This is a genomic window from Haematomicrobium sanguinis DSM 21259 (genome assembly GCF_000688395.1).
In the GTDB taxonomy this organism is placed as follows: domain Bacteria; phylum Actinomycetota; class Actinomycetes; order Actinomycetales; family Micrococcaceae; genus Haematomicrobium; species Haematomicrobium sanguinis.
In genome coordinates, this window is the sequence record NZ_JIAG01000001.1 from 61,891 (window position 1) to 85,992 (window position 24,102).

22 protein-coding genes and 2 tRNA genes are annotated in these 24,102 nt (G+C 62.6%); 14 read left to right on the forward strand and 10 right to left on the reverse strand.

Going from position 1 to position 24,102, the window contains the following annotated elements; genetic code table 11:
* Nucleotides 1-25 precede the first annotated feature (25 nt).
* Entirely contained in the window at nt 26-2,389 is a 2,364-nt protein-coding gene (locus O148_RS13840; protein WP_075204240.1) for an ATP-binding cassette domain-containing protein, read from the reverse strand.
* A gap of 50 nt (nt 2,390-2,439) precedes the next feature.
* Complete coding sequence (locus tag O148_RS0100255) at nt 2,440-3,051, reverse strand: ECF transporter S component (RefSeq protein WP_026529330.1); 612 nt, start codon at nt 3,049-3,051, stop codon at nt 2,440-2,442.
* 246 nt (nt 3,052-3,297) lie between these two features.
* Here O148_RS0100255 and O148_RS0100260 point away from each other — a divergent pair, with 246 nt between their 5' ends.
* Nucleotides 3,298-3,558 carry a DUF4235 domain-containing protein gene (locus O148_RS0100260; RefSeq protein WP_026529331.1) on the forward strand — a complete coding sequence of 87 codons (261 nt, stop codon included), beginning with the start codon at nt 3,298-3,300 and terminating at the stop codon, nt 3,556-3,558.
* Here the strand turns inward: O148_RS0100260 and mnhG are convergent.
* From mnhG to O148_RS13865, 6 genes are read right to left on the reverse strand one after another with little or no spacing between them, the layout of a single operon-like run.
* Entirely contained in the window at nt 3,555-3,938 is a 384-nt protein-coding gene (mnhG, locus tag O148_RS13845; RefSeq protein ID WP_051619632.1) for a monovalent cation/H(+) antiporter subunit G, read from the reverse strand. The genes O148_RS0100260 and mnhG overlap by 4 nt on opposite strands.
* Complete coding sequence (locus O148_RS13850) at nt 3,939-4,256, reverse strand: MrpF/PhaF family protein (RefSeq protein WP_051619633.1); 318 nt, start codon at nt 4,254-4,256, stop codon at nt 3,939-3,941.
* The gene (locus O148_RS13855) at nt 4,253-4,981 is read right to left on the reverse strand and encodes a Na+/H+ antiporter subunit E (RefSeq protein ID WP_075204224.1); all 729 of its coding nucleotides are present in this window, start codon (nt 4,979-4,981) and stop codon (nt 4,253-4,255) included. Before O148_RS13855 ends, O148_RS13850 begins: the two co-directional genes overlap by 4 nt.
* Nucleotides 4,978-6,633: a Na+/H+ antiporter subunit D gene (locus O148_RS0100280; protein WP_026529332.1), complete on the reverse strand. Its 1,656-nt coding sequence runs from the start codon at nt 6,631-6,633 to the stop codon at nt 4,978-4,980. Before O148_RS0100280 ends, O148_RS13855 begins: the two co-directional genes overlap by 4 nt.
* Nucleotides 6,633-7,088 (reverse strand): Na(+)/H(+) antiporter subunit C, encoded by a 456-nt coding sequence (locus tag O148_RS13860; RefSeq protein ID WP_051619634.1) that lies wholly within the window; start codon nt 7,086-7,088, stop codon nt 6,633-6,635. The genes O148_RS0100280 and O148_RS13860 overlap by 1 nt, the downstream gene beginning before the upstream one ends.
* On the reverse strand, nt 7,085-10,132 hold the full coding sequence (locus tag O148_RS13865) for a Na+/H+ antiporter subunit A (protein WP_051619635.1): 3,048 nt from the start codon (nt 10,130-10,132) through the stop codon (nt 7,085-7,087). Before O148_RS13865 ends, O148_RS13860 begins: the two co-directional genes overlap by 4 nt.
* Nucleotides 10,133-10,175: 43 nt before the next feature.
* Between O148_RS13865 and O148_RS0100295 the strand changes: the two genes are divergently transcribed.
* Nucleotides 10,176-11,546: an MFS transporter gene (locus tag O148_RS0100295; protein ID WP_026529333.1), complete on the forward strand. Its 1,371-nt coding sequence runs from the start codon at nt 10,176-10,178 to the stop codon at nt 11,544-11,546.
* 262 nt (nt 11,547-11,808) lie between these two features.
* Here O148_RS0100295 and dcd read toward each other — a convergent pair whose 3' ends face one another.
* Nucleotides 11,809-12,405: a dCTP deaminase gene (gene dcd, locus O148_RS0100300; protein WP_026529334.1), complete on the reverse strand. Its 597-nt coding sequence runs from the start codon at nt 12,403-12,405 to the stop codon at nt 11,809-11,811.
* Nucleotides 12,406-12,590: 185 nt separating this feature from the next.
* On the opposite strand from dcd, the gene O148_RS17945 reads away from it, so the two are divergent.
* Nucleotides 12,591-13,535 (forward strand): M15 family metallopeptidase, encoded by a 945-nt coding sequence (locus O148_RS17945; RefSeq protein WP_051619636.1) that lies wholly within the window; start codon nt 12,591-12,593, stop codon nt 13,533-13,535.
* Here the strand turns inward: O148_RS17945 and O148_RS0100310 are convergent.
* Nucleotides 13,507-14,460: a DMT family transporter gene (locus O148_RS0100310; protein WP_026529335.1), complete on the reverse strand. Its 954-nt coding sequence runs from the start codon at nt 14,458-14,460 to the stop codon at nt 13,507-13,509. The genes O148_RS17945 and O148_RS0100310 overlap by 29 nt on opposite strands.
* Nucleotides 14,461-14,527: 67 nt before the next feature.
* Between O148_RS0100310 and O148_RS0100315 the strand changes: the two genes are divergently transcribed.
* From O148_RS0100315 to O148_RS0100370, 11 genes are all read left to right on the forward strand, one after another.
* Entirely contained in the window at nt 14,528-14,914 is a 387-nt protein-coding gene (locus tag O148_RS0100315; RefSeq protein WP_026529336.1) for an SseB family protein, read from the forward strand.
* 138 nt (nt 14,915-15,052) lie between these two features.
* A tRNA-Gly gene (locus O148_RS0100320) sits at nt 15,053-15,123 on the forward strand.
* 70 nt (nt 15,124-15,193) lie between these two features.
* Nucleotides 15,194-15,267: transfer RNA gene (locus O148_RS0100325), tRNA-Gly, on the forward strand.
* A 95-nt stretch (nt 15,268-15,362) separates the two neighbouring features.
* Nucleotides 15,363-15,788: an aspartate 1-decarboxylase gene (gene panD / locus O148_RS0100330; RefSeq protein WP_026529337.1), complete on the forward strand. Its 426-nt coding sequence runs from the start codon at nt 15,363-15,365 to the stop codon at nt 15,786-15,788.
* Between the two features lie 97 nt (nt 15,789-15,885).
* Nucleotides 15,886-17,589 carry a helicase HerA-like domain-containing protein gene (locus tag O148_RS0100335; RefSeq protein WP_026529338.1) on the forward strand — a complete coding sequence of 568 codons (1,704 nt, stop codon included), beginning with the start codon at nt 15,886-15,888 and terminating at the stop codon, nt 17,587-17,589.
* 196 nt (nt 17,590-17,785) lie between these two features.
* Complete coding sequence (locus O148_RS0100340; protein WP_026529339.1) at nt 17,786-18,778, forward strand: zinc ribbon domain-containing protein; 993 nt, start codon at nt 17,786-17,788, stop codon at nt 18,776-18,778.
* Nucleotides 18,779-18,852: 74 nt separating this feature from the next.
* A complete protein-coding gene (locus tag O148_RS13875) occupies nt 18,853-19,467 on the forward strand; it encodes a hypothetical protein (RefSeq protein WP_035744159.1) in 615 nt (204 codons plus the stop codon).
* Between the two features lie 95 nt (nt 19,468-19,562).
* Complete coding sequence (locus tag O148_RS13880; protein ID WP_051619637.1) at nt 19,563-20,198, forward strand: copper resistance CopC family protein; 636 nt, start codon at nt 19,563-19,565, stop codon at nt 20,196-20,198.
* Between the two features lie 49 nt (nt 20,199-20,247).
* The gene (locus tag O148_RS17880) at nt 20,248-20,877 is read left to right on the forward strand and encodes a copper chaperone PCu(A)C (RefSeq protein WP_169737483.1); all 630 of its coding nucleotides are present in this window, start codon (nt 20,248-20,250) and stop codon (nt 20,875-20,877) included.
* 2 nt (nt 20,878-20,879) lie between these two features.
* A complete protein-coding gene (locus tag O148_RS0100365) occupies nt 20,880-22,121 on the forward strand; it encodes a Dyp-type peroxidase (protein ID WP_026529342.1) in 1,242 nt (413 codons plus the stop codon).
* A 29-nt stretch (nt 22,122-22,150) separates the two neighbouring features.
* On the forward strand, nt 22,151-23,677 hold the full coding sequence (locus O148_RS0100370) for a PepSY-associated TM helix domain-containing protein (protein ID WP_026529343.1): 1,527 nt from the start codon (nt 22,151-22,153) through the stop codon (nt 23,675-23,677).
* Nucleotides 23,678-24,102: the final 425 nt, after the last annotated feature.

The following is a 24,102-nucleotide window of genomic DNA, read 5'->3' on the forward strand; positions in this document are numbered from 1 at the left end:
GCAGGGCGCTACTCGCTAGAGCCTGCTACCAAACCGGGCGCCACGCACCGGTGGTGACCGCGGCAGCCACGGAAGCGGCCGCAACAAACAGTACGGCCAGGCCAAAAAACAGATCGGCGCGGCCAAAGCGTGAGGTGCGCGCCCAGCTGCGCTTCCCGCCGCCAAAGCCTTTGGCCTCCATCGTCACCGCCAGTCTGCTCGCGCGGCGAATCGAAAGCACCAAGAGCACGAGGGCCTGCCCCAACGCCGCCTTCACGCGCGAGACTACCCCGCCTTGTGCCCCAACGCCGCGGGCCCGCCGAGCCATTGTCATGGTTTCCCACTCCTCGACGAGCAAGCCCAACAGCCGCATGGCCGCCAGCGTCCCCAACACGAAGCGCGCCGAGAGCCGCGCCTTTTGCGAGAGCGCGGTTGCCAGATCCGTGGGATCGGTCGTGATTGCCAGAACAATCGCGGGCAGGGCAATCGCCAGGGTGCGCAGCCCCATGGCGATGCCGAGCCCCAAACTCCCGGTGCTGACCGAAAGGAACCCCCAATCGAAGAGCATGGCACCGCTGTTGGGCGAGGCCACCGCAGTCGTCCACGCGACCAAAAGCGCAATGGGCACCATAAACCAGGACCGGGCAAACAGCGTCTTCCAGCTCACACCGCCGAGCGGGTACAGCGCTAACTGCAACACGAGCGCCACCCCCGCAGACACCGGGTCCACGGTGAACGCCAGGGCAAAGGCAAGCACCAGCGTCGCCACGAGTTTCGTCAGCGGGTTCGCGCGCCAGAGCACCCCTCGCTTGAGGCCCGGATCGCCCGCGGGCGCTGAGCTACCCGACGTACCGGGCCCACCCGGCGGCTCAGTTCCGTCCGCCACCGCGCCACCGGCCACGACCAGTTCGCGCGCTCCCACCGCGTGAATGAGTGCGCGATCGTGCGTCACCATCACCACGGCACTGCCCGCCTTGAGAGCCGCGCGCAACAAGACCACGAGCCCTCGCCACGTTCGCGAATCCTGCCCAAAGGTCGGCTCATCCAGAATCAACACCGGCGGCGAGGCGATGAGGACGCTCGCCACAGAAAGCCGCCGCTTTTGCCCGCCGGAGAGCGTGAACGGATTCACCTCGGCCACCTCGGCGAGCCCGAGCGCATCCAGCATCTCCTCGACTCGCGCATCCACCTCGGGCTCAGATATCGACACGTCCTGATGCCGCAAACTGTACGCGAGCTCGTCCCGCACGCTTCCGGTCACAAATTGGTGCTCGGGCTCTTGAAACACGTTGCCGATCCGGCGCACAAGTTGCTTCGCCTTCCACTTGATGGGCTCAGCCGCCGCGCCGTCGGCGAGCGCCTCCGACGCCTCAACCCGCCCGGAAATGGGCGCGAGCAAGCCGCCCAGGGTGAGCGCCAACGTCGACTTCCCGGCGCCGTTCTGCCCACTCAGCGCGAGCGCGTTCCCGGCCTCCACGCGCATATTGACGCCGGTCAGTACCGGCTTGCTCCCGGCTTCCTCGCGCGCGCGGAACTTCGACGCTGCGCGCCCCACCGAGAGTTCCCGAGTGCTCAGCGCCGCCTCCGAGCCCTTGGCTTCGGCTGACCATGCCCCGAACCCCGCATCCTCCAGCAATTTTTCGGCGCCGGGCACCCAGATCCCGGCGTCAAAAAGCTCGCGCCGATGCTCGGCAAACACCGCCCCCGGCGCCCCGTCGGCGACCACGCGCCCGCCGTGCCCGAGCACAATCACCCGATCCATGTGCTCTTGCCACTGCGCCACCCGGTGTTCAACCACCACGAGAGTCGCGCTCCGGTCCGCCAGCGCGGTCAACACCGCATCGCGAACCTGAACCACCCCATCCGGGTCCAGGTTCGCGGTCGGCTCATCCAGCAGCACGAGCCCGGGCGCCATCGCCAAAATCCCGGCAAGCGCAAGCCGTTGCTTTTGCCCGCCCGAAAGCGCGCTGGTGGAGGAATCCAGGGGTTTATGAAGTCCGACGGCGTTGAGCGCCTTCTCCACGCGGGTCCAGATTTCTGCCGGGTCAACACCCAGGTTTTCCGCACCAAAGGCGACATCGTCACCCAGCCGCGGCAACACCACTTGGGTTTCCGGGTCTTGTTGCATCAATCCGGCACGGCCGCGCGCCTGGCGCACCGGGACACCGCCAATGAGCAGTTGCCCAGATTCCGCGGCGTGCTCATCCTCCAAGACGCCGGCGAGCGCGGCCAACAGCGTGGATTTGCCGGAACCGGAGGCGCCCAACAGCAGCACCCGCTCTCCGGGCTCGATCCTCAGATTGAGCCCGGAGAACACCGGCTGTTCGCGGTCGGCGTGGGTGAACCCCCAGTCACAAGCTTCGATGAGAACGGGCCCGGAACTATCCTTTCCTGGTGAGCCATCGCTCAAGGAGGTTTCGCGCTCGGGGCGAGCATCGCCGTCGTGCTTCAATGCGGTACTCAGAACGCCCGCTCCTTTGCCGCGTTGCGGGAGGCGAGATTGCCGAGCGCGCCGGTCTTGGCGAGCGCGCGGGTCGCGAGCCAGGACAGCAGGCCCGCGATGACGGCGCCGGAGATCGCGCAGAAGAGGATGTACCAGGCCTTTTGGTCCAGCGCCCAGGTCACGTAGTAACCGTAGGGGCCGAAAGTATCGTTCAGGCCGCAGAAGATGCCGGCGCCGAGCCCGGCGAGGAGCGCAACGGGCAAGTTCCAGGTGCGGTAGCGGAAGGCGGCGAAGACAATTTCGGCGCCGATGCCCTGCAGCAGGCCGGAAAGAAGCACGGTGCCGCCGTATTGGGAGCCGGCGAGCAGTTCACCGGACGCGGCGACGACCTCGCAGAAAATGGCGGCGCCGGGTTTGCGAATGATCAGCGGGCCGAGCACCGCAGGGATAAACCAGCCGCCCGCGTAGAGGCCGCCGGCTGGCGGGAAGGCGGCCCACAAGACGCCGAGCGCGTTGGCGCCCTGGGACCAAGCCCAGAAAATGAAGCCGCCGAGGATCGCGATGACTGCCGCGACGACGATGTCCACAACACGCCACTGATACGGGCGGCGAAGGGTGGTTGTACTCATGAATCCTCCTGGATATGCAGGAGGGGGAGGCGCGGCCGCGCCCCGAGAACTCGACTTCTTGCACCGGTACTAACCGGATCAAGTTCGAGGGTCTGCCTATCGGCACTCTCAGCTCTCGCCGTGCGGCTTGTGCGGCCGCGGTGGGAGGGCTCCCCTGTCGTTGGTCTTTTAGCGTTTCAAGTCTACAACTGGTTAGGCTTGGGTCAGCATTTGTTTTGTGCTCATCGGGTGCCCAGGAGGCTTAAAGTGAACGCAGTTTTCAAGATCATTGGCGCGGCCATCAGTATTGGTTCGGGTTTCGTGGCGAGCAAGGTCGTGGATGCGATTTGGGAAAAGAGCACGGGGAAGCAGCCGCCCAAAGATGACAAGGATTTGGAGCGCTCACTGTCCTCGGTGTTGACGTTCGCCTTGGTGTCCTCCGCGGTGAGCGCCGTCATTTCGGTGCTTGCCAGCCGTGGCACCGCGAAGGCTATCAAGCGCTTCGACCACTCGCGCGGCGACGTTTAAGCTTGCGGCGGGTTGGCGCGTTGGCGTTGCACTTCGTCGCTGACCACCACGTCGAGGTCATCCACCGCGAGTTCCTCGGTGTGCACGTGTTTGGTGCGGTACCCGGCGCGGCCTAGCATGTGCGCGGATACCGGGACGGTCATCAGCTGGAATATCCAAATCAGCGCCAATAGCGGCACCGAAATCCACGCCTGACTTTGCAACGCCATGGCGAGCAGGAAGCACAGTAGCCCCAGCACCTGCGGTTTCGTGGCAGCGTGCATGCGGGAGAGCAGGTCGGGGAAACGCACCAGGCCCACCGCCGCGGCGAAACTCATGAGGGCGCCCAGGATCATCAAGATATTGATGGCCCATTCGCGCGCTATATCCCAGAATTCCATTTAGGTATCCGCCTTGGAATCGTGGACAATTTTGCGTTCCGCTTCCAGCCGTTCCAGGGCGCGCCGGTCATAGACGAACCGGGACACCGTGACGGACCCGATGAACCCGGTCAGTGAGAGCAGGATCAGAAGTATCAGGTGGTCGCGGTTATTGTTCGCCACCATGTACACCACCAGCACTGCGCTCACCACGGAAAGCAACACGTCCGAGGCCAGAACGCGATCCAGGATGGAACGGCCCTTGATCATCCGGTACATGATGCCGGCAATCGCCAGCGCCAAGAGCACAATGACGATCCACAAGACGATGGGGTTCATTCCTTGTCCTCCTTATGGCTCTTTCGAGGGACCAACCACCCGTCATGGCTGTGCGGTGCGGCGGTGAATTGGGTGACCTGCACCGATTCGGGAGCTTCCGGAACCGCGGACTCCCCCGGTGCCAGGTCCGCGGGCTTCTGCGTGATCTCATAGGCGGACTTGGTTTGGGTGAGCGGCACGTAGCCCGAACGCAAGGTTTCCAGATCCGCCTTGGAACCCATAATGCGGATCACCCAGGCCTCCACATTGAGCACTTCGCGGCGAATATCGGCCACTTGTTCCGCGGTGGTGACGCCCAGGCAGTGCAGGTAGATGGTGGAGCTGGAGCGATCGACTTCCAGCACCAGGGAACCGGGGATTAGCGAGATGACATGTCCGGTCGCCGCGACAATGAGGTCATCCTGGGTGCGTAAGGTGACCGCAACGACCGAACTGCGCACCGCCGGGCCTCGCGTGAGCGCCGCCCAAAAGGTTTGGAAGCTCGCCACAACCACTTCATAAATGAAATAGAAGATGAACGCGATCGCATAGAGGATGTTGAACCGCCCGGAGAGTTCCACCGGCGGCAGGTAGAACAGCTTGGTGGTGATGACCGCGATGATCAGCCCAAAGGCGAGATTGCCCAGCGAGAAGTCCTGCCACAGGATGCCCCACAGCAGCACCAGCCAAATCAGCAGCGGCAGCCCTTGAATGAGGGAGATGGTTTTGCGCAGTCGTGTCTTCACTTGCCGTCACCGCCCTCGGAGACGTTGTCGCGTTCCGCCGGCGGAATGTCGATTAGCGGCGGTGCGTTGGTTCCGGTCACATCCGGGGTGAGCTCCCCGCCCTTGAGTTCATCGAGATTGCTGGGGTTCAACACGGCCTCAATATAGGGGGTGCGCTCCAGCATGTCCGCCGCCGCGTGTTCGGATGCTTGAAAAATGGGGCCGGCGAGGACGGTGAACGCCAGGCCCGCACCGACAAGGGCGATCGTGGGGCCGACCATGCTGGCGGGCATGGCCTTGGTCTCCCCGGTGTCCTTAGAGAACAGCAGCTTGTCCGGGTACTCCGCGTCTTCGGGCTTGCGCCAGAACGCGCGGTTCCAAATGCGGGCCATCACCAAGAGGGTGAGCAGGCTGGTGACGACGCTTGCACCAATGAGCACATAGGCGAGCCAGGTGCCCACCGCGGCGCCGCCTTCCATGATGCCGACCTTGCCTAAGAACCCGGAGAATGGCGGGATCCCTGCCAGGTTCATGGCCGGAATGAAGTAGAGGACGCCGAGGAGCGGGGAGAGTTTTGCAAGGCCGCCAAGCCGGTCCATGTTGGCGGTGCCGCCACGGCGTTCAATGAGCCCGGTGACCAGGAACAGGCTGGTTTGCACCGTGATGTGGTGGATCGTGTAGAAGATTGTGGACGCCAGCCCAATCACGTTGGCCAGCGCCATACCGAACACCATGTAACCGATGTGGCTGACCAGGGTGAAGGAGAGCGCACGTTTAATGTCCGATTGCGCGATCGCACCCAGAATACCGACCACCATCGTCAAGAGCGCGAGCACCATCAGCAACGTGTTGACGCCGTCGCTGGGGAAGAGCAGGGTTTCGGTGCGGATCATGGCGTACACACCGACCTTGGTCAGCAGGCCGGCAAACACTGCGGTGACCGGCGCCGGCGCGGTCGGGTAGGAGTCCGGCAGCCAGAAGGAGAGCGGGAAGACGGCGGCCTTAATGCCGAACGCGAGCAGCAACATGTAATGCAGGACTTGGGCTGTTGCCGGGTCGAGTTCCTGGATTTTGAGCGCGAGGTCGGCCAGATTAATGGTGCCGGTTGCCGCATAAAGCCAGGCGATGGCCACCAGAAAGAGCAGCGATGAGATGACGGAGACCACCACGTAGGTCACACCCGCACGGATTCGCGGCGAGGTCCCGCCGAGGGTCATCAGCACGTAACTGGCGGCCAGCAGAATCTCAAAACCGACGTACAGGTTGAAGAGGTCGCCGGCCAGGAAGGCGTTGGAGACGCCGGCTACCAGGATCAGGTAGGTCGGGTGAAAGATGGAGATCGGTTCATCCGGGTCGGCGTCGGCCAGACCTTGCCCCACCGCGTAATAGAGCACCGAGAGCGAGACGACGGTGGAGACAACGAGTAGGAGGGCCGAGAATTGGTCCACCACCATCGTGATGCCAAAGGGCGCAGCCCAGCCGCCCAAGAACACCGCTTGGGGCCCGGAGTTCCAGGTGTCCACGAGGAGCGCCACTTCCAAGAAGAACGTCAAGGTCAGCACAATGATGCTGGTCCAGCGTTGCGCCTTGGGCACCTTGATCAGCAAGAATGCGAGGGCGGCACCGACGAACGGCAGCACCACCGCAAGTGGTGCGAATTGCACAATATTCACTACTCGTCACCCCGCTTGAAATCCGGTGACGGGGCCGGGAGCGGATCGAATTCTGTGGCGTCGTCCACGTTCTGGTCCGGCTCTTCCTCGCTATAGGTGGAGTGGCTGGCAACGCGGCGGTCTTCGATATCGTCTTGCAGCTCGTCCTGACGGGCTAACACCCAGGAACGGTAGATGATGGCGAGCATGAAGGAGGTGACGCCGAAGCCGATCACAATGGCCGTGAGCATGAGCGCTTGCGGGAGCGGATCGTTATATTCGTATGGCGGAATATCTTCGCCGAAGAGCGGAGCCAACCCGGCATAGCCCCCGGTCATCAGCAACAGGATATTGGCGGCGTTGGTCAGGAGCACCAAGCCGAGCAATACGCGGGTCAGGCCGCGTTCAAGCACCAGGTAGATTCCAAAGCCGAACATCGCGCCCATGATGACCAGCAGCGTTAAGTTGACGCTCATGAGGCACCCCCCGGATTTTCCTTCGCGTCACCCACGGTGACACTCGCGCCGGAGGAGGCATCGCCGTCGTTCTTCTGTTGAGATCCGTGAAGGACGTTGCCGCTATCCTGCTCCGCGCGGTAGTCCAGGTGGGAGCCGAAGGAGCGGACCACGTCCAGAATCAAGCCAACCACAATGAGGTAGACGCCGATGTCGAAGATCGTGGAGGTCGCGAATTTGATGTCGCCGAAGACGGGCACGTCGTAGAAGGTGATAATCGCTTGCTGAAGCGCGTTCCCGCCGAGCAGCACGGGAACCAGCGCCGAGAGCGAGACTGTTCCCAGGCCAATGCCAAGCATCGTGCCGGCGGTTGCCGGGCTCGCCTCGGCCAGCTCGATCCGGCCTCCGGCCAAGTAGCGGATGGTCATGGCGAGCCCCGCGGTGAGCCCGCCCGAGAAACCGCCGCCGGGCGTATTGTGGCCGGTCAGGAGCAAGAAAATGGACACCACCATAATCGAGTGGAAGAGCAGCCGAGTCACAATTTCGAGCACGATGGAGCGCCGCTCGGGGGCGAGGGTGCGCCCGGCGACCAACCAGGGGTTGCGCTTGGCGACGTAGAACTGCTCGGCGAGCCGACGCGCCGCGTATTCGCGGCCGGGCTCCACAATTTGTTCCAGATTGCGCCCCACGGTCCCGGATTGCACGTGCGATGCCCGAATGCGCATGTCCGAGCGGCCGCGGATGAAGATCAGGCTCGCGACGCCCGTTGCCGCAATGGCCAGCACCGACACCTCGCCGAAGGTATCCCAGGCGCGGATGTCCACGAGGGTCACATTGACCGTGTTGTGGCCGCCGCCCACCTCATATGCCAATTTCGGCATATTAAGCGAGATGGGTTCGAAGATGCGCGAACCCATGGCCAACATCGTGACCACCATGACGGTCAGACCGCTCAGCGCGGCGGTCACGGCGCGCAGCCGCCGGAACTGCTTGGTGCGCCGGCCCCACATGCTGGCCGGCAAAACGCGCAGCGCCAGCACAAATGCCACCAGCACAATCGTCTCCACGAGCAACTGGGTCAGGGCCAGATCCGGTGCTCCCTGGAGCGCGAATAGCACCGCCGTGCCGTAACCGGTCACCGACACCAGAATTACCGCCATGAAACGCTTGCCGGCGCGAATCGCGGCGATCGCCCCCACAATCATGGTTGCCCCGACAATTACTTGCACGGGCGTATCCCAGGCGTAGACAGACCCTTGAAAATTGACGCCGTTGACCGCCATGACGCCCCACGGGGTCACAATGGCCGCCGCCAGGATCACAAAAAGATAGAACGTGAGCGAGCCGCGCTGAGTTTTGCCGGTGACCCACCGGGCGAGCTCATCGACGCCGAAAATGGACTCGTTGTAGAGCTTGCGTGATTCGACGGGGCCCGGAAGCGCATTTTGCACGCGCCACACCTGTTTGCGCCCAAAGAACGCCGCCACGCCGAGCGCAAGCGTCAGCACGGACAGCCAGAGCGCCGGTGTGAAACCGTGCCAGAGCGCAATGTAGGGCGCCTTTTCGCCCTCGGGCAACGGGAAGAGCTGGGCGTAGGGTTCAAAGAGCGGCGCCCACGCTTGCGGGTAGACGCCGAACACGATGGTGCCCAGCGCCAAAATCCCCGGCGCCGCGACGAAGCTCCAAGACACGGGGCGCACCACGCGGACACAGTCGGATTGCTTGCCGGAGAAACCGCCCCACATAAAGCGCGCCGAGTACGCAAAGGTCAGCACCGAACCGAGCACAATGCCGACCATCAGCACCCACGCCACGCCGCCGTGCTCCACCGCGTTGTTCCAGAACGACTGGTACACCGCTTCCTTGGACACAAACCCCAATAGCGGCGGCACCGCGGCCATGGACGCCGCGGCGATTCCGGCTATCCAGGTGACCTTGGGAATCGATTGATAGAGCCCGGCGAGGTCGCGAATATCTCGGGTTCCAGCCTGGTGGTCAATGATGCCGACCACTAAGAACAGCGTCGCCTTGAAGAAGGCGTGCGCCACCAACAGCAGCAACCCGGCAAGCGCGCCCTCTTGCCCGCCGAGCCCCACGATCATCATCATGAAACCGAGTTGGCTGACCGTGCCATAGGCGAGGATCAGTTTCATATCGAATTGGCGCATGGCCCGCCAGCCGCCGATCAGCATCGTGGCGAGGCCGAGCGTCATGACGGTCCACTGCCACGCCGGAAGCTCCGCAAACCCCGGTGCGAGCCGCGCCACCAAATAGATACCGGCCTTCACCATCGCGGCCGCGTGCAAGTACGCGCTCACCGGGGTGGGAGCGGCCATTGCGCCGGGCAACCAAAAATGGAATGGCACCAGCGCGGATTTGGACACCGCGCCAATGAGCATGAGTACGACGGCGATGCTCACCAAAGGCTCATTGGTCACCAGGTCGGGGGCTTGCGCGAGGATATCGGAGATGCGGAAAGTTCCGGCGAGCGTCCCGATCAGAACCATGCCCACGAGCATCGCCAGGCCGCCAAAAGTGGTGACAATGAGCGCCTCGAGGGCTGCGGTGCGCGCAGATAGTTTGGTGCGCGAGTAGCCGATCAGCAGGTAGGACAGGATGGTCGTCAGTTCCCAGAAGACAAAGAGCAACAGCAAATTGTCCGAAATCACCAGACCGAACATGGAGGCGGCAAAGGCGAGAAGTTGTGCGCCAAAGGGACCCAGGTTGGGGTCATCCTTTTTGAAGTATTTGGCACAGTAGGCGAGCACCAATGCGCCAATTCCAAGAATCAAGATGCTCAGCGTCGCCGCCAGCGCATCCATCCGCAGGTCAATATTGAGGCCGATTTGCGGGACCCAGGACAGGGTTCGGGACTCGGGCGAATCCGGTGCGCCCGGCAGCCCGGCCTGATTTGGCGCCAGGTAATTTCCGAGGGTGGCCAGCAGCCACACGAAGCCCGCTGCCGGGGCAAGAGCCAGAATATAAAAGGCGTTGCGCCCCATTTTCCGAAAGAAAAGTGGCGCCACGAGTGCCATCGCGTACAGGGCGACGAGCACAATAATCATGCTGTCAATCCTATCGTCACTAATACCGGTTACCATTCACGATATGGACACCGCTCCCGAAGTCACTCGGCCCAATCGCAAGCTTTCCATTTTCTCTCCCCGTGTGTTGGCATGGGCCGCGTGGGACTGGGGATCGGCGGCGTTCAATGCCGTGATGACCACCTTCGTTTTTACGGTTTATCTCACCTCGAACGCCTTTGGCGGGGAGGATCGCGCCTCCGAAATTCTGGGTTACGGCCTCGCGATTGCGGGCGTGTTGATCGCGCTCACCGCACCGGTGACCGGGCTGCGCTCGGACGCGAACGGGCGGCGTAAGTTCTGGCTCGGCGTGAATTCGGTGCTCGTCGCGATCCTGATGGCACTGTGTTTCTTTGTGTATCCGAGCCCCGAGTTTTTGCTCCTGGGTGTGGGGCTGATCGCGCTTGGAAACATCTTCTTCGAGTTCGCCGGGGTCAATTACAACGCCATGCTGCATCAGGTCTCAACGCCGCAGACCATTGGCAAAATCAGTGGTTTTGGCTGGGCGATGGGCTATGTGGGCGGTATCGCGGCCCTCATTGTGGTCTTGTACGGGTTCATTCAACCGGACGTGGGTCTCTTCGGCGTCACGAGTGAAAATGGGCTCAATGTGCGCGCCGTCGCGGTGTTCTCGGCCCTGTGGTTCGCGGTCTTCGCGCTTCCGGTTTTCCTGGTTGTTCCCGAACTCAAGGCCGGAACCCCCGGCAAGAAAATCGGTTTCATCGAGTCCTACCGGGTGCTGATTCGGCGGGTGGTTCAACTCTTTCGGGAGCAACCCAACACCATCCGGTTCCTGGTGGCGAGCGCGATTTTCCGCGACGGGCTCGCCGCGGTCTTCACCTTCGGCGGCATCATCGCGGCCGGGACCTTCGGCTTCCAACTCGCCCAGGTCATCCAGTTCGCGATCTTCGGGAACATTATTGCCGCGCTCGGAGCCGTGATCGGCGGCTTCTTGGATGACCGGATCGGTCCCAAGCGCGTGATCGTCGGCGCACTGATCGGACTCATTCTTTCCGGCGCGGCGGTCCTCATTCTCGGTAACGGCACCTACGAGCTTGGCGGTTTCACCCTCACCGGCACCATGACGTTCTGGATCTTCGGCCTCTTGCTGTGCTTGTTTGTCGGTCCGGCGCAGGCCTCGGCGCGCGCCTTCCTCTCCCGCCTGGCGCCCGAACACCAGCAAGGCGAACTCTTCGGCCTTTACGCCACAACCGGCAAGGCCGTCAGTTTCTTGGCCCCGCTGCTCTTCGGTGTCTTCATTTCGCTCTTTGGTGAGCAGCGGTTCGGGATCATCGGCATTTTGCTGGTGCTCATTGCCGGACTGATCCTGCTCCTCCCGGTCCGCTCCCCCCGCCAAAAATCGACTGTGCAAGACACGCACGCGACACGCCGTTAAAGTGTGCATTTTCTGCACAGTGGATTTCGAGTGTGCAGTTTTTGCCCGCGACATTTTTTGACAGGGCTACTCAGGAGACGCGGCCACTGCGCGGAAAATGCGCGGCAGTCACCGCGCCCGGCGCGGCCTGCGCCGCACCGCATGAAGCACGACGGCGTGACCCCGCCATCCGCACGCATCGGCACCGTGGCGTTGCCTTACCCGAGTGACGGGCTGCCGCGAGAACGGGGCCGGCGCCCAATAGGGGAGCGCCAGAAAGAACTTAGCGTTCTTGCGGTGTTCCACCCGTGTCAATGCGGTGAAAGTTTTGGAAGCTGCGCGAGGCGGTCGGTCCGCGTTGCCCCTGATACCGGTTCCCGTACGCCCCGGAACCGTAAGGGTGCTCTGCCGGAGACGAGAGTTGGAAGAAGCAGAGCTGCCCGATTTTTGACCCCGGCCACAGCTTGATCGGAAGCGTCGCCATATTTGACAGCTCCAAGGTCACGTGCCCCGAGAACCCTGGATCAATGAACCCGGCGGTCGAGTGTGTCAGCAACCCCAAACGCCCCAACGAGGACTTTCCCTCGAGCCGCGCCGCAATATTGTCGGGCAGGCTCACCTGCTCAAAGGTGGAACCCAATACAAACTCGCCCGGGTGCAAAATGAACGGCTCGTCCGGCTGCACCTCGACAAGACGCGTCAGTTCCGGCTGATCTTCGGCAGGATCAATGTGCGCATATTTGTGGTTGTCAAAGAGTCTGAAAAACCGATCGATACGCACGTCAATACTGGACGGCTGGATCATGGACTCGTCCAGCGGGTTCAGAACAATGCGTTCGGATTCAATTTCGGAGCGAATATCGCGGTCGGAAAGAAGCACGCTACCAAGGTTACCTATGGCACCCACGGCGCGCGACCGCCGTCGTGCCTAACCTCACTCAACCACCTCACCGAGGCGCGGGGCGGAAACCGCGCGGATACTGCGCAAATCCGGGTTTTGTGTCACGATATGAAAGGGCCGCCGGGAGGCGACCGCGACAAGCGGACACCGGCGAGAAACAATCAATGACACAAATCCACGCCACATCGGCTCACGCGACGCGGGCTTTTGCCTTGGGCGCGGCGGTGCTCGCACTTGTCGCGGCGTTCCTTGTTGCTCCGGCGCCGAGCGCGCGGGCGGACATGAACAATCCCGCCGACTACGGGCTGATCGTGAATAAAAAACGGCCGCTCAACCCGCAGAATTATTACCCGGGCGACCTGGTCAACTTTGGCGGCGCTGCGATGCGCGCGGAGGTCGCCGGGCAGTTGCAGGCGATGTTTAATCAGGCCGCCGCGGAGGGCATCAACCTCGTCGCGGTGAGCGGGTTCCGTTCCTATGAGGCGCAGGTTGGGCTCTACAACAATTATGTGAACATGTACGGCCAGGCCTACGCGGACACGATCAGCGCGCGGCCCGGCTACAGCGAACACCAAACCGGCATGACCGTGGACGTGGGTGCCGCAAGTGGCGCGTGCGGGCTGGGCGCCTGTTTCGGGGACACCCCAGAGGGCCAGTGGGTCGCCCGCAATTCGCAGAATTTCGGCTTCATCATTCGCTACCCCGCCGGATACACCGACGTCACCGGCTACGCCTACGAGCCGTGGCACCTGCGCTACCTCGGCTCCTACATCGGCGCGTTCCAGGCGAGCGGCGCACCCACTTTGGAGCAGTTTTACGGGGTGGAGGGCGGAGGCTATGGCCCACCCGCGGACGGCGGAGGAACCGGCGACGCTGGCGGGTCCACCGGGTCCGGTGGCTCCGGTGGCACGGGCGGCGATCAGAACTCCCCGGCGCCCGGCGATGGCACACCGAAACCGGAAACTGGCCCGGCCGAGGACGTTGAAGCGCCCGCAATCATTGAGGTGACACCGATTTTCTGGGTGCTCGGCCCGGATTCGGGGTTGACCTGCCAGGCCCAAGTGGCCCCGGACGGCGCGGTCAGTTGCCCCGCGCCGGCAGCTCCTTAACCCGATTCGCTTCGGCTAAGCGCGCTGCGCGGCGCACCAGCACGCCGTTGGTCACCAGGGAAAGAATAACGACGGCGGCACCCGCCAATGCGACAGCGCTCGGCTGGTACCCCAAAAACAATTCAACGACGATTGCCACCACCGGCACCAGGTTCATGAACAGCATCGAGTTCACCGGTCCGATAGCCTTGGTGCCCGCGTTCCACGCGACAACACCGATCACCGAAATGACCGCACCAATATGGACCAGCAGTAACCAGTTGCGGCCAATCCCGTCCCATGTTGGCACGTGTGCGGCACCGGCGGAGGTAGCGATTAGCGTGATGGCAAGACTCACCGGCAGCGAGAGAACCATCGTCAACGTTGAGTAGCGCATGGAGGAAAACCCGGCGAAGGTGGTTCCGGCCCGCGAGTACAGCACCCAAAACAGCGCACCCAAGAGCGCGAGCGCCTCGCCAAGCCCAATCTTCCCGGTCACGAGACCCACGTAGTCCCCCTCGGTGACCACCAACGAGACGCCAATGAATGCGGTGATGATGGTGACGATGGTGTAGACCGGCGGGAGCCGTTTGGTCAGTGCCGAGTTCAGGATCGCCGCCAGCGTGGGTTGCATCGCCATAATCAGCGCCACCTTGACCGGGTTGGAAAACTGGACCGCGAGGAGCGTCAAGATACCGAAGAGCGAAAATCCCAGCGTGCCAAGCAGCGAGAGCCGCCAACCCTGCCCGTCCAGGTGAAACGCCCCGCGCCCCTCGGTGAAAAACAGAATAAGTACAAATATTGCGCCGCCAATGACAAAGCGAAACAGCGTCAACCAGAACGCGTCAATGTCTCCGAGCATCCGGTTGGCCGCCGGAAAGTTGGTTCCCCACAGCACCGGGGACACAATGCACAGCGCAATGCCCGCCCACGATGCCTTTTTCATGCGTTCCCTCACACCTGGTCACACGTCTCGCCTCAACCGACGCTCGCCGTTATGCCACACTGAGCTTATGAGCATTGACGAGCTAATCCAACGCGCCAAGGACGGCGACGCCAGCAACCTCGAGATGATCCGCGGGCTCTGGCCGGCCACGCTGTACCTGGTGGGCCGCGGCGAAACGGATGATCCCGCGAGCTTTGAGCCCGTCGTGTTGAAGTCCCCGTCCACCGGGGAGCAACTTTTCGTCGCCTACACCTCGGTGGATAAGATCGCACCCAGCTTCGCCCAGGCCGCACCCACAACCCTCGCCCTCACCGGTGCGGCCGTCTTCACCTCGATCCGCGGCGATTACGGGCTGGTCATCAACCCGGACGCCGAACCCACGGTCGAGTTCAACGGCCCGGGCGTGCCCCGCATCGTCGCCGCCATGGCCGAAGATGCCGAAACCACGGAGTGAGATCCGCCGTTAGACTCTTCTGCACCATATTCCGCGCGAATGACGTGCAGAAGAGTCTAACGGCGAGAGCGCCGGCCAAAGTGGTTTACACTGGATGACTGGACTACCTCGGCGCGCCACACCGCGCGGGGCAGTTTCGCGGGCATAGCTCAATGGCAGAGCGTCTGCATTCCATGTGGAAGACGCAGGTTCGATCCCTGTAGCCCGCTCGATTCGCACGCACGCGATGCCAGGATGACTCCACACTCATTCGGCGGCAGTAGCAAGCGTGCGAACATTGCGGGCGTAGCTCAATGGTAGAGCGCTAGCTTCCCAAGCTCGATACGCGGGTTCGATTCCCGTCGCCCGCTCCACTCTCCGACGCACCAGCCAGGAATTTCCGCCCGCCGCGGCCAGTTAAACCAATGGCATTACCCATGCCCGCATCCGCCAACTAGACTGGTTACTGATGAAACGCACTATGTTCAAGTCCAAAATTCACCGCGCCACGGTGACCCAGGCCGATCTGCACTACGTCGGCTCGGTCACGGTTGACTTGGATCTGCTCGAGGCCGCGGACATCCTCCCCGGCGAACTTGTGTCCATTGTCGATGTCACCAACGGCGCCCGCCTGGAAACCTACACGATCGCCGGTGAGCGCGGCTCCCGCGTCATGGGCATCAACGGCCCGGCCGCCCACCTGATCCACGAGGGCGACACCATCATCCTGATCACCTACGCGGAAATGACCACCGAAGAGGCACGCAGCTACGTGCCGCAAATCGTGCACGTCAACGAACGCAACGAAATCGTGGAGATCGGCAACGACCCCGCCGAGGCCGTCACCGAAGGAATTAGCCGCCCCCCGCATGCCTTGAGGCTCGTGAATAACTAGGGAACACGCCGTCGTACATTTCTGTGCTGAAGCACGACGGCGATAGTCACCTTCGGCACGCACCTCGCCTTAATCCGGGTGTACTAAAGTGTGAGCCATGGCTCAAGACGCGCAGAAAATGATCGAGAAGATCACCGCTGGCTACACCTTTGAATCCCCCACCATTCACCTCGGCGCTGCGATTGTCGACGGGGTGACCTACAAAGATGCGGCCGTGAAATTGCCGGTCGGCATGATGAACCGGCACGGGCTGATCGCCGGCGCGACCGGCACCGGGAAGACCGTGACGCTGCAGGTCATGGCTGAACAACTTTCCTTGCAAGGCGTCCCGGTTTTTGTCTCCGATATCAAGGGGGACGTGACGGGACTCTCCACCCCTGGAACCGCGAGCGATAAGCTCGCGAAGCGGACCGCCGAGATTGGTCAGGACTGGCAGGCGCGGTCCTTCCCGGTGGAGTATTACGCGCTCGGCGGGGACGGCAAGGGCATCCCGGTGCGAGCCACAATCTCGGACTTCGGGCCGATTCTGCTCTCCCGCGTGATGGATCTGAACGAGACCCAGGAGTCCTCGCTGCAGTTGGTCTTTCACTATGCAGATCAGAAGGGTTTGGAGCTTTTTGACCTGAAGGATTTGCGGGCGGTCATCCAGTTCTTGACCTCGGATGCCGGTAAGCCAGAGCTCGAGGCGTTGGGCGGTCTCTCCAAGGCGACGGCGGGCGTGATTTTGCGCGAGCTGGTTGCGCTCGAGGCGCAAGGCATGGACAAGTTCTTTGGCGAGCCGGAGTTTGACACCGCGGATCTGCTCAGGGTGACCCCGGACGGGCTCGGCGTCATTTCCTGTCTGGAACTGCCGACGATGCAGCAGAAGCCGGCCTTGTTTTCCACCTTTATGATGTGGCTGGTTGCCGATCTGTTTGCCGATTTGCCCGAGGTCGGGGACCCGGAGAAGCCCAAGCTGGTGTTCTTCTTGGACGAGGCGCACCTGTTGTTCCGGGGCGCGTCGAAGGCGTTTTTGGAGTCCATCATGACTACGGTGCGGCTGATCCGTTCTAAGGGTGTCGGGATTTTCTTTGTTACGCAGACGCCGAAGGACGTGCCCTCCGATGTGCTCAGCCAACTGGCGAACCGGGTGCAGCATGCGTTGCGCGCGTTCACCCCGGATGACGCGAAGGCGCTAAAAGCGACCGTGTCCACGTTCCCGAAGAGCGACTATGACCTGGAGGAAACCCTGACGAGCGCCGGGATCGGCGAGGCCGTGATTACGGTCATGAATGAGAAGGGCGCCCCAACCCCGGTCGTGTGGACGAAGATGTTCGCACCGCTAGCGCGCATGGGTGCCTCCGATGCCGCGGTGGTGGATGGGATTGTCGCCGCGTCCCCGCTCTTGCCGAAGTACAAGGACCGTGTGGACAACCCGTCGGCGTTTGAAAAGTTGGCAAGCGCCCCGACTGTCGCGCCCAGTGCGGGGAGCGGTGCGGCCGGTGCTGGTGCGGCCGGAACTGGGGGTGCGGTGCCGACCTCTGGCGGCGCCCCGGTTGGCGGGGGAACCTCGCTGAGCGACACCGATGCCGAGGCGCGGCGCATCGAAGAAGACATTTTGGGGCGGCCGAGCACGCGTCCCGCCCCGGCACCGACGCGTTCGGCACCGACGCGTTCGGCACCGCCGGTCAATAGCGCGCCGCGCTCGCAAAGCTCCAACTCCGACTTTGGCGCCCAACTGGCCAACATGGCCGGTCAGGTCGGCAAGGAACTCTTGCGCGGGTTGTTCTCGACCCGCAAACGCCGCCGCAAGTTCTGGTAGGACTGCCCGTTGCGGCGGTGCGTCACTCGGTGACCGAGGGCTTAGGTGCCGATGGGCGCAGGAGGCAACCTCCCGCCGTCGTCCCTCATCTGTGTAGCACGACACGCCGTGTCCCGCGCTAAAACCTCGGCGTGTCGCGCTACATAGATGAGGAGGGATTGGGCCATCCGCGCGGGCGTTAGGTAGCCTTAAGCGCGTGCAATCATCCGCCCTCATCAAAGTCGTCGCCGCATGGCTGCTGGCGCTCATGGTGCTCATCGCGGGGTTTGTGCTCACGGTCGTGGTTCTGAACTCCAACGTGTTCGCGCCCGAGCAGCAGGTCAAGGACTACATCAAGGCGCTCCAAGAGGGCGACGGCGCCCGCGCGCTCGGGTTGCTCAACGCGAACGTTCCGCAAGGAGACGCCGCGATGCTGAGCGGTGCCGGGCTGATCGAGGCCACCAAGGGGATTAGCAATATCACGGTGTCGGACGCGCAACCGGCGGGGCCGGATCGGTCCAAGGTGGAGGTCAGCTACGAGGTTGACGGCAAACAGAAGACCACCGAATTCGCCCTGGAAAAGTCCGGGACGCAGTGGGGGTTTTTCAACACGTGGCGTTTTGTCGAGACCACCTTGCCGACCGTCGATGTGCGCGTGGTCAATGAGAATGACGTGGTTGTCAATGGGGTCCGCATGAATGCGCCGGAGGGTGTCACCCACTTTCCGGTGTTTTACCCGGCCGTGTACACCGCAGAGTTTTCTAGCAAGTTTTTTGAGGGCGAACCGCGCAACGTGGCGGTGACCTCGCGGCAAGATAGCAAGCTCAGTATCAATATCACCCCGGCGCCGACACAGGCGTTGACGGACGCGGTGTCGCAGAAGATCAATGCGTACCTGGATGAGTGCGCCACGCAACAGGTGCTTGCGCCCAGCAATTGCCCGTTTCAGGCCTCGGTGGAGCGGATCAAAAATGGCGCTCCGATTAAGTGGACCATCGACACCTATCCGACGGTGACCATTGAACCGGCCAACGGGGGCTGGGCGATTAAACCGTTGTCTGGCACGGCGCGCCTGACCACCATGTCGATCGATTTGTTCACCGGCGCAGAGGTGCCGGTCGATCAGGAAGTGCCGTTCGGTTTTGACGCGACCATGAATATCACCGACACCGAAGTGAGTGTTACCCCGGTCATCAATTTCGCGCGGTAGCCTGAAATTCGACATGCTGTAGAAGTGCGCGTTTAATGGCACTTGTACCCTCCCCCTTTTTCCAAGGAATCACCATGACTCGCAGAACCATCCGCCTCGCGCGCGGTTGGGCTGCCGCAGGCGCCGCCACGCTGTTGGCCGCTGCCTCCCACGTCATTGGTGGCGGAGAGGTGCCCAATCTTCTCGTGTCCCTCTTTGCTCTTGCGATTTCCGGCGCCGTCTGTGTTGCGCTGGCCGGCAAAGTGCTCTCCTGGTGGCGGCTCGGGGTTGCGGTGGCGCTCTCACAAGGGCTGTACCACGGTCTCTTTGCCTTGGCCGGATGTGCGCCCTCTGGCGCGTCAAGTGTGACGATGGTCGGCGGACATGCCGGGCACGGCGGACAACTCGTGGTGGATTCCACCGCGGCTGCCTTGAGCCACGGCGGGAATTCCATGCTCTTTGCGCACGCGGTGGCCGCGGTTCTGACCATCCTCATTCTGCGCCGCGGCGAGGTCGCCGGCGTGGTGTTGCTAGACTCCATCGCCCTCAAGGTGCGGGCCCTGTTCGCGCCGATTTCGCCGGTGCTGGGCGCCCCGCTGCGGCGAGTCCGCAGCACCGCCTTCGGTGTCCCCAAAATTTCCCAGGCCCTCGATTACCTTGCTAGCGCTCATCCGCACCGGGGCCCACCGCTGTCCCTCGCCGCGATCTAAAAGCACCCGCACTCTCTTGGGCAATCTCGCCCCTGGAAGTGATGGGTCGATGCGCGGCTGAGCACGCACACCACCATTACTTCTAAGGATGAGTCATGACTTTTGCTGCCCCGAAAATGTGGCGGTCAACGGCGATTGCCGCCGCAGTTGCATTGCTAATTGCCGTTCTGGGCGCGTTTATCGCTGCACCGCGCGCCTCCGCGCACGACCAGTTGATCAAGCAAACGCCCGGTGCCGCCGAACAGTTGAAGGCCGCCCCGACTGAAATCACCTTGACCTTCAGCGCTAGTTTGCTAGACCTTGGCAACGAAATTCGGGTGCTGGATCCGCAGGGCAATAATGTTGCCGAGGGCGCGCCGGTGCAAAACGGCCCGAACCTCACGCAACCGTTGGCACAGGATCTGCCCGATGGCCTCTACGAGGTCCGTTGGCGTGTGGTTTCCAGTGATGGGCACCCCATCAGTGACAGCTACACCTTCTCGATTGGTGATGCGGCCCCAACCCCGAGCGGTCAGGCAAGTCTGGCCGCGCCGACCGTGGCCGCGCAGTCCGCTGCCCCGGACGCGCCGAGCGCACAAGGCGCACAGGGTGAGTCCGCCTCCGATCAGAACGCACAAGACGGTGCGGGCGACCTCACGTGGTTGTGGATCATCCTTGGCGCACTGGGCGGAGCCGTCATTTACGGTCTGGTCCTGGTGGCGAACCGTGCTCGCAAAGCAAGCAAGAACTAAAACCGACTTTTATGTTCCGGTGCCTCGCGCCCGGAAAATCAGGAGAATCATGAAGAAGCGTTCCGCTTTCACCTTTATTACTGCTATTGCCCTGACCGCGGGCCTCACCGCATGCGGCAACTCGGGGGGATCCGGCGATAACGCCAGCCCCTCGGCGAGCGCGCCCGCAAGCACCCAGGCAGAGACCTCTACCCCCGATCCCAGCATGTCCATGAGCGGCATGGACGGCATGAACATGGGCACCCAGGACCCCTCCATTGCAGCCCTTGACGGCAGCGCCGGCACCATTGACGGGCTGGAAATCCAGGATCCCTGGACCAAGGCCGCCGATTCCGGCATGAGCGCCACCTTCGGCGTGGTCAAAAACACCAGCGGAAAGGACATCACGATCGTCAAGGCCGAGTCCGCTGTGTCCCCGATGCTGGAATTGCATGAAACCGTGATGGGTTCCAACGGCCAAATGCAGATGCGTCCCAAGGAAGGCGGCTTCACGATCAAGGCCGGCGAGTCCCTCGAGCTCAAGCCCGGCGGCAACCACTTGATGATCATGGACATCCCGAAGCCGTTGAAGGCCGGTGCGGAAAACACCTTCACCTTCATCAGCAACGACAACAAGAAGTTCGAGTTCACCGCCGTCGTCAAGGACTTCGCCGGCGCGAACGAGAACTACGTCCCGTAACCATGAGCACCCCCACAGAACCCGAAAACACGGAACAAGAGTCCACGGGTACTGCGCGGCGCCACCTCCTCATCGGTGGCGCCGCGGCCGGGGTCGGTGCGGCCGCGGTGGCTGGCTATCAATTCCTTGGCCGCCGCGACGAATCCACCCCGGAGGCACACACCGTGCCCGCCGGACTCAGCACGGTCCCCTATTACGGTGCTCGCCAGGCGGGAATTACGACGGCGGCCCAAGCCGAGGGCGTCTTTCTCGCCTTGAATTTCAACAAGGGTGTCGACAAGAAATCGCTGGGCAGGTTCATGAGTTTGCTCACCGATGATGCCGCGAAGTTGACTCAGGGCGAGGGCGCACTGGCCGATACCGAACCGGAGTTGGCGTACACCCCGGCGAACCTGACCATCACCTTTGGTTTTGGGCCACGGTTCTTTGAGATTGCCGGGGCCAAAAAGCCCTCGTGGCTCAAGCCGCTTCCGGCCTACGGCATCGACCGGCTGGACCCGAAATTCTGCGATGGCGACCTGTTGGTGCAGATTTGCGGCGACGATCCGCTGAGTGTTTCGCACGCCTTGCGGATGATCCAGAAGGACTCCCGCACGTTCGCGTCGGTGGCCTGGACGCAGCGCGGTTTCCGCCGCGCCGCCGGGTCCGCGCGCCCCAAGACCACGATGCGCAATCTCTTTGGCCAGCTCGATGGCACTGCCAACCCCGAGCTCGGCACCGAGGAGAACGAGCAAGTCGTGTGGGGCCGCGAGGAAATCCCGGCGTGGATCGAGAACGGTACCTCGCTGGTGATCCGGCGTATCGAAATGAACCTGGACAAGTGGGATGAGCTCGATAAGGAGGGCCGCGGCGAGTCCATCGGCCGCCGACTCGACAATGGCGCCCCGCTGACCGGCACACAGGAAACCGATGAACCGGATTTCGAAGCGAAAAACCCGGTCGGGTTCCCGGTAATCGCGGACTTCGCTCATATTCGGCGTGCCCGCCCGGAGGACCCCAAGGTCCGTATTTTCCGGCGCGGATACAACTATGACGAGCGCTCCAGTGGACCGAGTGTGTCCAATTCCGGGCTCATTTTTGCCTCCTATCAAGCGGATGTGGATAAGCAGTTCACTCCCATTCAGGACAGCTTGGACAAACTCGACCTGCTGAACCAGTGGACCACGCCGATCGGTTCGGCCGTCTTCGCGATCCCGCCGGGATGCCAAGAGGGCGAATTCATCGGCCAGAGCCTGCTCGCTTAACCACGGCCCTTCCCCACAAGGACTTTTTCATGACCACTACCCAAATGCCCCCTGCCCAAAAACCGGCGCCGCCCGCACCAAAACAAGCCCACCGAAAGTGGCTTGTGGCGATGGCTCGTCGGCTCCACTTCTATGCCGCGATTCTGGTTGGCCCGTTCATCCTGGTCTCGGCGATCACCGGGACCCTGTATGCGATAGGCCCAAACCTGGACCGGTTAGCCTACGCCGATCAGGTCTACGCGGACTCCACGGCAACTAACTACACGCTCGCCGAGCAGATCGACGCGGCCGTCGCCTACCGCGGCTACGACGAAAACCCCACCGGCGTCCGTCCAGCCCCCGCGCCCGGGGAGAACACCCGCGTGCTCTTCAACGACGATTCTGTCCCGGACGGTTATCAGCTCGCGGTGTTTGTCGACCCGTCGACCGGCGAGGTCGCGGGCACGCTGCCGTCCTATTCGACCAACAACAACCTGCCCATTTCCGCCTTCCTCTCCAAATTCCACACGAACCTGGGGCTCGGGCCCATCGGCAACCTTTATAGCGAGGTTGCCGCATCCTGGATGTGGGTCATAGTGCTCGCCGGGCTTGTGTTGTGGTGGTTTTCCCCGCGCAGGAAGCGCCGGAAGAACGACGGCGTTGCCTCCTCCCCGAGCGCGGCCCGGGTTGGGAGCGGGGCTGGTAAAGTTCCCACCCCCGAAGCTGGTGCTGGTATGCAGCGCAAGGGCAGGTGGACGCGAAAGTGGTTTGCCCGTAAACACATGATGGTGGGACTCGCGGTTTCTGTAGTCGCACTCGGTTTGTCTGCGACGGGTCTCACTTGGTCGACTTTCGCTGGCGACAATATTTCTCAGTTGCGCCAGGGCGCCTCCTGGGTCGCGCCAAAGCTGAATTCAGTCCAGCCCGGGAGCGACGCGCAGGAGGTAGCACCGAATCCTCATGCCGAGCACGGTGCGAGCATGGGCACCGGGAAGACCGCCGCTCCCTTCCCTGGCGCGGTATATCAGTCGGTCCTCGATGTGGCCCGCGCCAACGGCATTAAAGCGGACAAACTGGAAATCAAACCGGGCGCGCCGGGTGAAACGTTCACGGTCGTTGAGCAGGGACGCACTTGGCCCGCGCAAGCGGATTCGATCGCGATTGACGCGTTCAGCGGCCAAGTTGTCGATTACGTCAGTTTCGATCGCGACTATCCCTTCGGCGCGAAGCTCTCCCGCTGGGGCATCGACGCGCACATGGGGAACCTTTTCGGCTGGGTCAATCAGTGGGTCTTGATTCTGACGGGGATTGGCCTGACCGGGATGGTCATCATGGGTTACATCATGTGGATCAAGCGACGCCCCACGCGCGGCACCGCCTGGGTTGGAGCGCCCTTCCCGCGTGGCGCGCTTCGCCAGGCGCCTAAGCCTCTGGTGGTGATTGGGGGACTCTTGCTCGTGGGGCTCGGGATCTTCCTGCCAGTATTCGGTGTCACGCTCGCGGCGTTTCTGCTGGTCGACGTGATCGTCGCAGCCGTCAAGCGGAATCGCATGAAAGGCACGTTCGTAAACTCATAATAATTGCGAATATGGCACTTAGATACTTGCCTTAAGTGCACTGTGGCGGAGGAATGGCGACGAGCCGTTTCCTCCGCCACTTTCGTACTCAATAAATTACACAAATATATGGTGTGCAGCGCCGGTTCGGGAAGTTATTTGCCATTTTCGCGCGGGGGGCGCCCGTGATGTTCACGAGGGCGACAGCTTGTTTGCAACCGTTCTTGGCTCCGGTCTGCCGAACGACCGCCTTGAGCCCCACGACCCCGCGCATCGAACCGTCGTTCCTACCGACTTCGCCACCAGCACCAGCACCCCTGCGCTCTTGCGCTCTTGCGCTCTTGCGCTCTTGCGCCACCGTACGCCCGCACCTGGATTGTGCGTGCCTGCATAAACGGAAATTGGGCGTGGTGTGTCGGGCGGGCGGGGTGTTATTTGTACTGCAC